The organism is Pseudomonas sp. LPH60, from assembly GCF_030718165.1.
In the GTDB taxonomy this organism is placed as follows: Bacteria; Pseudomonadota; Gammaproteobacteria; order Pseudomonadales; family Pseudomonadaceae; genus Aquipseudomonas; species Aquipseudomonas danubii.
In genome coordinates, this window is the sequence record NZ_JAVAJH010000001.1 from 923,428 (window position 1) to 935,551 (window position 12,124).

A 12,124-nucleotide genomic window follows, 5' to 3' on the forward strand; every position below is an offset into this window, starting at 1 on the left:
CTCGGATTGATTTTGTTACAAGTCTGAAATTATTTTCGGAGTTCTTTGTTTGATGTCGGTGTTAGCTTGTTTTCGCTGCTGTTCCGGCTGTGCCTGGTAGTTGTGGGTCTCGAACTTTGTCGGTTGGTTTTCGAATGGCGTCGCAATAGCGCTTCTTATACGTCGCTGCTGTTTGAAATGTTGTTCTGCAATGTTGATGAAAGTTTATCTGGTTGAACTTTAGTGTCGGAGGTGGGTGATCATGGAAGATCAGAAGTTGAAGTTGTTGGTCTTCGGTATCGACGGGGCGTCCCATGCTGTCCTCCAGCAACTGATGGCTCGGGGATTGCTGCCGAACTTCAGCGCACTGCGCCGGCGCGCCTCCCATGGGGTACTGCAATCGACCTTCCCACCGCACACGGCACCGGGCTGGGCCTCCATGTTTACCGGGGTTTCTCCGGGTGAACACGGGATCTACCAGTTCTGGTCGACCCAGTCTGCGGACTATCGTTTCCGGGCAATGAACGCTGCCGACTATGGGCGTGAACCCTGCTGGCTGACCCTGGAACGCCAGGGGCTGAAAGTCGGTGCCTACAATATCCCCATGACTCATCCGCCGGCAGATCTTCAGGGCGGCTATATGATCAGCTGGCCATTGGCCAAAACCCTGAGATATACCTCGCCCGCCAACTTGATGCATGAGTTGATGCAGGCGGGACTGCACTATCACTCAGACATTGTCACTATGTATCGCGGTCAGGAAGACTACTGTGAGCAGGCGCGAAAGTTTATCAAGGGGCGTGCCGATACTTGCTGTTTTCTGCAGCGGACCCGACCAGTGGATGCACTGTTTGTAGTCTTCACCGAAGTTGATCGTGTCAGTCACTATTATTGGGGCGATCACTCGGCGCCAAGTTCAGTAGTGGAACAGTGTTATATCGATATTGATCAGGCGCTGGGCACGGTATTGACCCTGGCCGATGACGACACCCTGGTGGTGGTGGCTTCCGACCATGGCTTTGGCCTGTGTGAAGCGGACTTCAGCGTGCACGAGTTCCTCGAACAACAGGGCCTGCTGGCGACCCGCTATGAACTCCAGGACTCGGGCGCCGAGGCCTCCCACGACGACCCGGGGGCGCGTTCCTGGTTCGACGCCCCCGGAAGCTACCGACGTGTGGTGGATTGGTCGCGCACCGAGTTCTACATGCCCACCCCTGGCTGCTTCGGTGTCAATGCCAATCTGATGGGGCGCGAGGCCCAGGGGGTGCTGCGCGCCGAGCAGTTGCCGGAGGCCGAAGCGCGTTTGCAGCAAGCCCTGGCGCAGGTGCTCGACGAACAGGGGCGCCCCTGGTTCACGCTGGTCAAGGCCGATCAGGTGTATGCCGGCGCACGCCTGCAGGACGCTCCCGACTACCTGCTGATCCCCAGGGATTTCAGCGTCATGCCGACGCCGGCACTCACCGGCCGGGTCTGGAGTACACCGGCCCAGCGTGGCGTGCATCGGCCCGACGGCATCGTGTTTATCCGTGGCTCGACCTTTCCCGAGGACGCCGCGCTGCAAGCGCGGATCGAAGACATCTACCCGACGATCCTGGCCCATCTGGGGCTGCCGGTCCCTGAAGGGCTGGAAGGCCACTGGTTGCTGGAACCGGCCCACGAGCCGCAGCGCGAGCCCGGCCGCAAAGGCTGTGGCGGGCAACGAATGAGTGAAGAAGAACAGCGCTTCATGGACAGCCAATTACAACAAATTGGGTATTTTTAATGGAAACCGTGCAGTTCACCAACGCCGCCGACGGGTTGATTCCGCTCGCCAACCTGGCTGAGCCGATCGACGCGCCACCGACCAATCCGCTGCATTCCACTGTCGACTTCCGCAAGCCGCAGCCGATGCGCGTGTGCTTTCCGGTGTTGCTCGATGGCGACCTGGTGATGAGTTCCGAACACCTGGGCGTCAGTTACCTGGTGTCGATCCTGCGGGACCTGGGAGCCGAGTGCCAGGTGGTCGAGGTCAAGTCGATCCAGCACGGCGACGAGATTGCCATTGCTGAAGTGGTGGCCTTCAAGCCCGACCTCATTGGTTTCTCCCTGACCACGGTCACCGTCAGTCATGCCACCGCTTTCGGTTCGGCATTGCGTGCGGCCCTGCCCGAGCAGGTGGCGTTTCTGGCCGGTGGCCCGCTGGCCACCTTCCTGGGCTCCAAGTTGCTGAGCAACCCCAACTGGAGCTTCCTTGACGCCCTGGTGCGCGGTGAGGGCGACGTGCCGCTGGTGCGCTACGTCGAGGCCTTCTGGGATCACGGCGACTACGCCCGGGTGCCGAGCCTGAGCTGGCGCGAGGAGGGCGGGTTCGTCATCGACAACCCCATTGGCAAGCCGGTGCCGGAGCTGGACATGCTGCCTGAGCCGGCGCGGGATCAGTTCGAGCTCAACAGTGGCAAGCTGCCCTACCTGCGCCTGGCCACCACCCGTGGCTGCACTGCGCGCTGCACCTTCTGCAACGCGCCTCACGCCGGCAACAAGATCAACCCCGGCAAGCTCTGGCGGGCCAGGACCCCGGACAATATCGTCGATGAAATCGAGCGGCTTTATCACAAGTACAACTTCAACACCTTCGACTTCGTCGACTCGACCTTCGAAGACCCGGGCGGTGCGCCGTTCGCCAAGCAGCGGATTGCCGACATCGCCCAGGGCGTGCTCGATCGTGGGCTGAAGATCTATTACAACTGCTGCATGCAGGCCAAGAACTGGCACCCCGAAGACCAGCCGCTGCTGGACCTGCTGTACCGCTCCGGCCTGGAGAAGGTGCTGATCGGCATCGAGTCGGGTTCACAGATCGGCCTGGACCGCTGGAAGAAGAAGTCCACGGTCGAGGACAACAAGCGGGCCATCGAGCTGGTGCGTGGTGCCGGCATCTACGTGGCCTTCGGATTCATTGCCTATCACCCCTGGTCGACCTTCCAGGAGATCCGTGACAACAACCTCTTCCTGCGCGAATACATGGGCTACAACCTGCGCCGCTACACCGTGCGCCTGGAGCTCTATCCCGGGGCGGAGGCGGTCGAGACCCTGCGCGCCGAGGGCAAGCTGCATGACGACTTCGATGTGTCGCTCAATGCCCTGAGCTACGACTTCGAAGACCCGCGAGTGCGTCAGTTGTCGACCATCAGTGCCTTGCTCTACGGCGAGAAGTACGCCTCGGAAATGGTCATCGAAAAGGAACCGGCGGTGTTCGAGTTCGAGACCTACGACATTGTCATGCACACCTTCATGTCGCGCTTGCGGCGTGCGGTGCTCGGCGACGCCCGGGGCATGGCGATTCTCGAAGCCGGCGAAGCCAAGGCCGCCGAATTGCGCCGGCTCATGAGCGATTTCAACTATGCGCTGATTTCCGAGATGACTGACCTGGCCGAGCAGGGGACCCTCGACGAGGCCTATGCCCATGAACGGCGACCCCAGGTCGAGCAGTTCTACCGGGTCAAGCTCGGCGAGCTGCGCCAGGTCCAGTTGGGTATCAGCATGCAACTCCACCGCGCCGGGCTGAGCCTGCGCGACATCCAGTTCAGCAAAGGGGCTTGAGCCATGACGAATGCCGAACCGGTGAACTTTCTCGGTCACAGCCAGTTGCTGGGCAATGACCTGGTCATCAACGAGGACTCCTGCAACCTGGGGTGCACCTACTGCCTGACCGGGCAGAGCAACATGAAGTCGTCCCACGAAGGCAAGCTGATCTTCCAGCCGCCGGTGCACGACGTCTACAGCCAAGACAGTGACCTGGGCCGGCGTCTGCAGACCATCGTCGAGCGGGTCAACCGCACCTTCAAGCCACCGCTGCTGAAACTCACCGGCGGCGAGATTTTCATCATCAAGGGCATCATGAGCTTCATCGAGAGCATGTCGCCCCTGCATGAAGTGCTGATTGTACAGACCAACGGCCTGCCGTTGACCCGGGACAAAGTGCGGCGCCTGGCCCAACTGGGCAATGTCGTGGTGCAGATCTCACTCGACAGCAGCAACTATCAGGGCAACAGCTATCGGGTCCTGTCGCCACGCATCCACGAGATGATCATGGAGCGTATCGCGATGGTCCTGGAGGCCGGCCTGCCGCTGGAAATCTACGGCGTGCTCAATGACCGCAGTGCGCCGTATCTGCGCGAGTTCGTGGAGTGGTGCTCCGGGTTTGCAGACAACCCGCCGCAGCTGTTTCCGTTCCCCGTCCGCGGCCCGGACAGCGAGAAGTTCAAGGTGCGCCCCGAGCAGTATCCCTTCATCGACGCGTTGTTCGAGCTGCGCGAGCGTTACCCGCAGATCCTGCCACCCAAGGCCTACCTGGACCGCCTCAGTTCGTTCTATCACCAGGGGCGGCGCACCTGGCGCTGTCACCTGCCGCGCCTGGTGCTGTCGACCTTCAGCGACGGCGTGGCCACGCCCTGTCCGAACATTTGGTTCCACAACATGGGCAACGTGCTGGAGCAGGACTGGAACAAGGCTCTGGCGCCGGTGAACCGCTCACCGTTCTATCAGTTGCTGCTGGCTGAACGACCACGGCTGGATGCCTGCAAGGGGTGCTTCACGCCCTGGGACACCCTGAGCCTGTATTTCGAAGACGCTATCAGCCTGGACGATTTGTGCCGTGCGCCTTCCTACGCGCCCCAGGCCGTCAGGAACCTGCTCGAACAAGCCAAGGAAGCGTATCAACATGGCGCCTGAGTCACGGACCGATGACCGCTGGTTTGCCCAACTGAGCGCGGGGCCGGTACTGGCTTCGCTGCCGGCAACCCGGCGCAGTGAGTGGGCCCGGCAGCTTGGTGAACTGGCCAGCAGCGGCCAGCAGCGCCTGCTGCTGGTGTTCGACAGTACGCTTGAGCATGCCGCGCTGTTGCTGGTGCTGCTGGAGCAGGGCTTGTCGCCGTTGCTGGTGGCCAGCGATGCCAAGCCCCAGGAACTGCAGCGCTATGCCGCCCAGGGGGCGATCAGCCACAGCGTCCATCTGGAGCAGGGCGAACTGCGGGTGACATCGCTTGAGCCTGGCGCTGCACTGCCTGGCGATCCGGCAGTGCAGCCACACCGGCGTGGCATCTATCTGCTGACGTCGGGCACCACGGGGGAACCGTCGCTGGTTTTTCGCGACCTGCACAGCTGGCGCGACGAAGGCTTGCGCTATTGCCGGCTGTTGCAACTGAGCCACGAGGACCGGGTACTGTTCATTGCCCCGGTGTATCACGCCTATGCACTGGGCTGGTTGTGGGGCGCGTTGCTGGCCGGGTCCCAGGTGGAAATCTGCAAGCCCACGGAACTGGGGGCGGCGCTGCAGGCGCTGCGTCTGCGCGCCAGCCATTGCGTGGTCACGCCGATGCTGGCGACCCTGATGGCCCAGCGGGTTGGCCAGGGTGAGCGTCCGCCCCAGCTCAAGGTGGTGATGTCCGGCGCCGGCCCGGTGGACGGACAGCTCGACCAGCAATTCCAGCAGGCCTTCGGCATCGGACTGTCGCGCAACTATGGCAGTACCGAAAGCGGTGCCGTGTTTGCCGGCGTCGCGCCATTGCCGCCGTTGTCCATCGGCTTTCCAATGCCGGGGATCGAAGTCGTGGAGCCGGCGGCGGGTCAGCCGTTTGCCCTCAAGGTGCGACTGGAGGATGGCCGCCTTTACGACACCGGCGACATCGCCGAACAAAGTCCGGTCGGCTACAGCATTGTCGGTCGTGAAAGCAGTGCGATCCGTCGGGGCGAACGCTGGATTTCGCCGTTTGAGATTGAATCGGTACTGACCAGCCACCCCGACGTACTGGATTGCTCGGTGCGGGCAGTGAAGTCGGCCCGGGCAGGCAACGACCACATTTTCGCCTTCGTGGTCTGGAGTGCCGAGCGGCCCTGGAACCCGGGACTGCTGCGCGAATACTGTCAGGCGAACCTGGCGTCGGCCAAGGTCCCCGACCGCTTCGAGCGCACGGCATTGATTGCTCGTAGCAGTAATGGCAAGCCGCTGCTCAGTCGCCGCTACCGCCCGGCTGCCAGCCAGGTATTGCTCGACGCGGCCCACGCTTACAAGCGTTCGCAATTGCTGTTGGCATTGTGGGATTGCGGCGCCTTGCAACTCAGTGCCCAGGGCTTGAGCGTCGATCAGATTGCCCAGCGTACCGGGCTGCATGCGCAGACTCTGGCGGTGGCCTTCGACACCGCCCAGGCCAACGGATTGGTGCAGGAAGCCGCAGGCGTCGAGGCGCATGCGCAGGACCTTGAGGCCCTGGCTCCGGTGCTCGATCTGGAAGCTTTCAACAACCGCCACTGGAACCGTCTGGACGAGCTGCTGGCGGTGCTGCATGACGGCCTCGACCGGCGCGCTTTCGAGCAGAGTCCCAAGCATCCGCAATTGCTTCGGCGCTACCAGCGCGCAGTGTCCGGGGCGGACAAGCAACTGGCTGCGCAACTGACCTGGCGCAAGGCCTTGCTCCACACGACGGGCGCCATTCGCCTGCTCGATGTCTGTGCCACCGGCGCGGTGTACACCCAGGCGTTGCTTGGTCGCCGACGCCTTGACTGCAACGCCAGCCGGATCGTGCCACTGGGGGGGCTCAACCCTGTGGCGGCGGATATTCCGGTGCACAGCCGGGAGACATTGGCCGAGCTCGATGAGTGCCGGTTCGACGTCATCGTGCTCGACAACACCTTGCACCAGCCCAGCGTAGCCCAGGCCCTGCCTGCCTTGCTGGAGCGCCTGGGGGCAGGTGGCCGGCTGATCATTGACGAGATTTTCTTTTGCGACACGGCCTCGGCAGCTGTCGGCGTGGATTGGCTGACCCATGGCGGCTGCCAGTACCCGAGGCAGGACGAGGTGGTTGCGGCGCTGGCGCGCCTGGGGTTCGTCGGCGAGCAAATCTGGCGCCGCAAATCGATGATTTATCAATGCACGATGTTATTCAGCAGGAGCTAGAAAATGACCGATACCGACCGCTTGATCAAAGTGTTCTCCAGCACCGTGGGCCGTGAGCTGAGCCGCGAAGACCTTTCGGGGGGCGACCTGATCGGCACCCTGGGCCTGAACTCGATCGACGCCTTGCAGTTGCTGATCCAGGTGGAAACCGAGTTCGGCTTTTCCATCGAGGACAACGAGCTGTCCATTGAACTGGTCAACTCGCTGGAGCGCCTGGAAGCCTTCGTCGCCGACAAGACCCAGGCCCGGGTCGTCTGAGGACGATGACGGCATGTGTCTCTTTGCCAACGTCGGCCGCGCGCTTTGCAGTGCGCGCCGACCTGGGCGGCCCGGCGCCCGCCGGGCCGCCCGGAAGAACCGAACGACGAGGGAATTCGTGTGAACGATGCAAAAAAGACTGAGGCAATGTTTGCCAATCGTCCCGGCACCGATGCCCAGTTGCCCTGGCTCAACCAGCTCAACCGCCAGCGTCTGGCCGGGCCGGCGATGGAGAACAATCGCTGGCTGACCGAAGGCGAGGCCCCGGCGACACTCTGCGTGCACGCCGGCACCTACGAGGACCCGGTGACCGGGGCCGTGGGCACGCCGATATTTCCCAGCACCACCTTTCGCTTCAGCCAGTCCACCTACGAGTCGTTCCTGGAAGGCTACGTGCGTGACATTCCAACCTACAGCCGCTACGGCAACCCGGGGCAGTGGTCGGTGCAGTTGAAGGTGGCGGCCATGGAGGGGGCGCAAAGTGCCTTGGTTCTGTCATCGGGCATGGCGGCGATCGCCTCGACCCTGTTCGCCCTGACCAACCGCAATGGCCATATCATCTCTTCCTACGATCTCTACGGTGGCAGCTACAGCCTGCTGCACGCCGACATCAGCCAGGCCGGGCGCTCGGTGAGCTATGTCGACCCGCTGGATCTGCAGGCGATTCGCCGGGCGATCCGCCCGCAGACCCAGATCATGTTTTTCGAGCTGCTGTCCAACCCGCTGATGAAGGCCATCGATCTGCTGGCCATCGCTGCCTTGTGCAAGCAGGAGAACATTCTCCTGGTGGTGGACAACACCTTCCTTTCACCCATCAGTTGCCGTCCCCTGGAGTGGGGGGCCGATATCGTCATCCACTCGGCGACCAAGTACCTCAACGGGCACAGTGACGCCACCTGTGGCGCGGTTGCGGGCAGTCGCAAGCTGGTGGACCGGGTCTGGGCACAGCTGTTGCGCTTTGGCGGTAACCTGGACCCCTTCGTGTGCTTCCTTCTGGAACGGGGCATGAAGACCCTGGCCGTGCGCATGCAGGCTCATGCCGCAGGGGCCCGGCAGGTGACGCGTTTTCTCGAACGCCATCCGCAGGTGACCGCGGTGCATTCGGTCTATGCCGAGGAGTATGCCCACCCCCATCTGTACCAGTACGCCGCCCAGGCCACCTGCGGCATGCTCGGTTTTGAGCTGCGGGGCGGCGATCCGGCGGCCCTGCAACTGCTGGAACACCTCAAGCTGATCACCTGTGCCACCAGCCTGGGCGGTGTCGAGTCGCTGGTGAGCCTGCCGTTCAACACCTCCCACAGCGGCCTGACTCGCGAGCAGCAGAAAAAGATCGGGCTCAACCCCGGGCTGGTCCGGCTGTCGGTGGGAATCGAGGACCCTGATGACCTGTGTGCCGATCTCGAGCAGGCGTTGCGTCAGGTCTACCAAGGAAGGAGTCAGCCATGAGAAACGGAATGAACATCTCGGGCTTCAGTGAGATTGTCCACGAGATCCAGCAAGAGCCGGCCCAGGCGATCTTCCGTTACGCCGCCTATGCGCACTGTTCGCCGGCCGGCGGCATGCTGGCCGGCGTGGCTCCGGCCTTGATCGGCCTGTTGCGCGCGCCGCGGCATTTCGAAGTACCGATCCGCCCCAGCCCGGCGTTGCAATGCCAAGGGCTGCTGGACCCGGCCTGGCCCCAGGAATTGGCCCTGGCGGCGCTCTCCGGCTGTTTCCTGGTGTCCGCGGTGTCGGGGTTTTCCGCGCGACGGACCACGGTCGATCATCTGTCCATGACCACCAGCGCGATCCTGCAGGAAGCGGCCGCTGCTGCTCCCCAAGTGCGCTACGAGATCCGTTCGGGCACCGACAAGAAGATCAGCGAAGCCCTGGAGGTGATCGAGGCGGTGAAGAGCCACAGTCCCAATCACCAGACTTTCGTCCAGCCCCTGGGGCTTTCGGCACGTCTGGTGGATGCCGAGGGCGCTGGCCCCTGGCACAGGTTTTGCCCCTTCGAGCAGGCGCCTGCGGATACTGCGGCGGTCCAGACCAAGACCCAGGCCCTGTCCCTGGATTGCCAGTGGCTCTATGGCACTCAACTGCGGGCGGACTTCGTCCACCAGGACCCTCAGGACCTGCGCAGCTTTCCTATCGACCAGCCCAAGCAGCTGGCCGGTATCGACTGGGGCCCCAACCCCCAGGAATACCTGCTGATGGCGATTGCCGCCGATGTCCTGGCGCAGCTCAACCGTCGCCAGCAGTTGCCGGGTGCGGTGCACCTGGACGTGCGGGCCATGGTGGACATCCGCGGCATGTGTGAAGTGGCGCCGACCCCGGTTCACCTACAGGACATCGAGCTTGAACTGCAAGTCGAAGGCTGGCCGGCCGCCCAGTTGGCGACGCTGATGCAACAGCTGGCGGCGAGCATCGAGGCCTCGGTGGTGTGTGCCCTGATTCGCCATCGGGTGGGTTTCGAGTTCCAGGTCGGTGCCCGGCCGCTGCCCGAGGATGCCCGCGAGTGCCAGCCATGCTGAATCAGTCGACCCTGTGTTTCGCCACCCTGGCGGTTCCCGACCTGGCGGCTGCCGAAGCCTTCTATGTGCAGGTCCTGGGTCTGCAGGTCAGCCGGCGCTTTGCCCCGACCCGCTGGATCAGCCTGGATGTGGACGAGCAGGGCGGTGCCGGACTCGGCCTGATCGAAGACCCGCTGATGGCCCGACCGTCGCCGGCCAGCATGCTTGACCTGATGGTGCCTGAGCTGGATGCGCTGGTTGCCCGGATGCCGCCGCAGGTGACCCTTGTCGAGGCGCCAGGGCCGACCCTGTGGGGCAGTTACAAGGCGGTGATCGAGGACCCGTTCGGCAACCGCCTGGGCCTGGTCCAGTGCAGCCCGCAGGCCGCTGTCCGGGATACCGGGCAGCCGGGAAAGAACGAGTAAGGAGCTGGGATGCTTAAGCAATATGAATGCATGAATGTACCGGACTGCGTTGCTGGCGATGGCGGCTTCGTGTCCGTGGTCTCCGGGCTGCCGCGCAGCGGCACCTCTATGATGATGCGTGCCCTGGCCAGTGCCGGCCTGGCGCCGCTGACTGACAACCTGCGCCAGGGCGATGAACGCAATCCCCATGGCTATTTCGAATGGGAAGCGGTCAAGTCCCGCGACGGCTACCTGGGGTGGATGGACCAGGCCCGCGGCCGTGCGGTCAAGCTGGTGTCGCGCTTTCTCCAGCACCTGCCAGCGACCCACGGGTATCGGGTGTTGTTCATGCACCGTGATATCGATGCGGTGATCCGTTCCCAGCGAGACATGGCCGAGCACCACAGCGGTCAGGTCTGGGGAGGGCAGGAGGTCGAGGAACTGGCGCGGCTGTATCGCGAGCATGTGGCCCAGGTGCTGGCATGGGTCCGTTCGCGGCCGAACATGCAACTGCTGGAACTGGATTATCAACGGGTGCTGCAAGACCCTGACGGCGAATTCACCCGGGTTGCGGCATTCCTCTCACCCTTGCCCCTGGCGGTGCAGTCGATGGCGGCCACCGTGGATCGAGGTCTGAATCATCAAGCGGCGATGGAGGCTGCGAGCCATGTCTGAATTGCCCATCCGTGCAGTCATCTTCGACCTCGACGGAACCTTGATCGACAGCAAGCAAGTGATTCGCGAGGCCTACCACGCGGCCCATGCCCAGGTGGTAGGGGCGGACGTCGAGCCACCACCGTTCAGCGAGTACTGCAAGCACCTGGGACGCAGCTTTGTGCAGATCATGAAGATCATGGGGCTGCCGGCGCAGATGCACCCGGTGTTCATGCGTGAAAGCAACGCGCGAATGCAGCGCATCCGCGTGTTCGAAGGCGTCGGGGGACTCTTGGCGAGCTTGCATGCCAGGGGCATTCCCATGGCGATCGCCACGGGCAAGGACCATGGGCGCACGGTGGCGATTCTCGAGTACCTGGGCCTGCTGAAGTATTTCTCCTGCATCGTCGGCAGCGACGACGTGGCCAATCCCAAGCCGGCGCCGGACATGGCCCGGATGATTGTCGAACAGTTGCATCTGGACCCGGCGAGCTGCCTGTTCGTGGGCGATGCCCTGGCTGACCTGCAGTGCGGCCAGGCGTCGGGCATGCAGACCGCGCTGGCGCTCTGGGATCATCCCGGCGAGGAGATCCGGCGCTATCCCTGCACCTATCAACTGACTGCGCCAGGCCAGATCCTGGCCTTGCTGGAGGTGGCTCGCCATGCCGACATTACTCCTGCTTAACGGCCCCAACCTGGGGCGCCTGGGGCTGCGCGAACCGCAGGTCTATGGCACCAAGACCCTGGACCAGATCACCGCTGAGGTCACCGCGGTCGCCGCCTCCCGTGGCTGGACGGTGCTGGCCCGACAAAGCAACCATGAGGGCGAGTTGATCGACTTCATCGAGAGCCAGCATCAGGCCGAGGCGATGATCATCAATCCGGGGGCGCTGATGATGTCCGGCTGGGCCTTGCGCGATGCCTTGCAGGACTACCCGGGGCGCTGGATGGAGGTGCACATTTCCAACCTGTTTGCCCGCGAGAGCTTCCGTCACAGTTCGTTGCTGGCGCCCCTGTGCCACGGCTTCATTGCCGGTCTGGGCACTGATGGCTATGCCCTGGCCGCCGCGGCACTGGTGGGAGCCCGCCATGTGTAGTGCAACGGCGGTACCGCTGCAGACTCAGGTGATGGACGACGTGCTGGGCCTCTGCGCCCGTTTGCTGAAGGTGGCGCAGGAGCAGTTGCATGCCGGGCAGAACTTCTTCGCCATCGGGGGCAGCTCGTTGCAGGCCCTGCAACTGTGTGCACTGCTCGAACAACTGCATCCGCAACTGTGCGGCGAGGACGGGATTGACCTGACCCTGATCGTCGGCACCGCGACCCTCGGCGAGTTTGTTGCCGCCGTGCTGCAGGGGGCGGCCGGCCGGCGTGCCGGGGCAATCTGCGAGGGCGAACTATGAGCCAGGCG

12 protein-coding genes are annotated in these 12,124 nt (G+C 63.4%); all 12 read left to right on the plus strand.

Annotation, left to right across the window (positions count from 1 at the left end; genetic code table 11):
• The first annotated feature begins 241 nt into the window (after positions 1–241).
• The 12 genes from Q8O96_RS04240 to Q8O96_RS04295 all read left to right on the plus strand — a co-directional run bounded on the left by Q8O96_RS04240 (position 242) and on the right by Q8O96_RS04295 (position 12,116).
• Positions 242–1,741: an alkaline phosphatase family protein gene (locus Q8O96_RS04240; RefSeq protein ID WP_305948429.1), complete on the plus strand. Its 1,500-nt coding sequence runs from the start codon at positions 242–244 to the stop codon at positions 1,739–1,741.
• A complete protein-coding gene (locus tag Q8O96_RS04245) occupies positions 1,741–3,555 on the plus strand; it encodes a B12-binding domain-containing radical SAM protein (RefSeq protein ID WP_102864327.1) in 1,815 nt (604 codons plus the stop codon). The genes Q8O96_RS04240 and Q8O96_RS04245 overlap by 1 nt, the downstream gene beginning before the upstream one ends.
• A gap of 3 nt (positions 3,556–3,558) precedes the next feature.
• Positions 3,559–4,686 (plus strand): radical SAM protein, encoded by a 1,128-nt coding sequence (locus Q8O96_RS04250; protein WP_305948430.1) that lies wholly within the window; start codon positions 3,559–3,561, stop codon positions 4,684–4,686.
• Entirely contained in the window at positions 4,676–6,907 is a 2,232-nt protein-coding gene (locus Q8O96_RS04255; protein WP_305948431.1) for a fatty acid--CoA ligase family protein, read from the plus strand. The genes Q8O96_RS04250 and Q8O96_RS04255 overlap by 11 nt, the downstream gene beginning before the upstream one ends.
• A 3-nt stretch (positions 6,908–6,910) precedes the next feature.
• Complete coding sequence (locus Q8O96_RS04260) at positions 6,911–7,165, plus strand: acyl carrier protein (RefSeq protein ID WP_102879862.1); 255 nt, start codon at positions 6,911–6,913, stop codon at positions 7,163–7,165.
• 147 nt (positions 7,166–7,312) lie between these two features.
• The gene (locus Q8O96_RS04265; RefSeq protein WP_102879861.1) at positions 7,313–8,611 is read left to right on the plus strand and encodes a PLP-dependent aspartate aminotransferase family protein; all 1,299 of its coding nucleotides are present in this window, start codon (positions 7,313–7,315) and stop codon (positions 8,609–8,611) included.
• Positions 8,608–9,678, plus strand: a complete 1,071-nt coding sequence (locus tag Q8O96_RS04270) for an OsmC family protein (protein ID WP_110595803.1) — start codon at positions 8,608–8,610, stop codon at positions 9,676–9,678. Before Q8O96_RS04265 ends, Q8O96_RS04270 begins: the two co-directional genes overlap by 4 nt.
• Positions 9,672–10,082, plus strand: a complete 411-nt coding sequence (locus Q8O96_RS04275) for a VOC family protein (RefSeq protein ID WP_102864333.1) — start codon at positions 9,672–9,674, stop codon at positions 10,080–10,082. The genes Q8O96_RS04270 and Q8O96_RS04275 overlap by 7 nt, the downstream gene beginning before the upstream one ends.
• Positions 10,083–10,091: 9 nt before the next feature.
• Positions 10,092–10,736 carry a sulfotransferase gene (locus tag Q8O96_RS04280; RefSeq protein WP_102864334.1) on the plus strand — a complete coding sequence of 215 codons (645 nt, stop codon included), beginning with the start codon at positions 10,092–10,094 and terminating at the stop codon, positions 10,734–10,736.
• On the plus strand, positions 10,729–11,400 hold the full coding sequence (locus Q8O96_RS04285; RefSeq protein ID WP_305948432.1) for an HAD-IA family hydrolase: 672 nt from the start codon (positions 10,729–10,731) through the stop codon (positions 11,398–11,400). Before Q8O96_RS04280 ends, Q8O96_RS04285 begins: the two co-directional genes overlap by 8 nt.
• Complete coding sequence (locus tag Q8O96_RS04290) at positions 11,378–11,812, plus strand: type II 3-dehydroquinate dehydratase (protein WP_102864336.1); 435 nt, start codon at positions 11,378–11,380, stop codon at positions 11,810–11,812. The genes Q8O96_RS04285 and Q8O96_RS04290 overlap by 23 nt, the downstream gene beginning before the upstream one ends.
• On the plus strand, positions 11,805–12,116 hold the full coding sequence (locus Q8O96_RS04295; protein WP_162884136.1) for a phosphopantetheine-binding protein: 312 nt from the start codon (positions 11,805–11,807) through the stop codon (positions 12,114–12,116). The genes Q8O96_RS04290 and Q8O96_RS04295 overlap by 8 nt, the downstream gene beginning before the upstream one ends.
• Positions 12,117–12,124 lie beyond the last annotated feature (8 nt).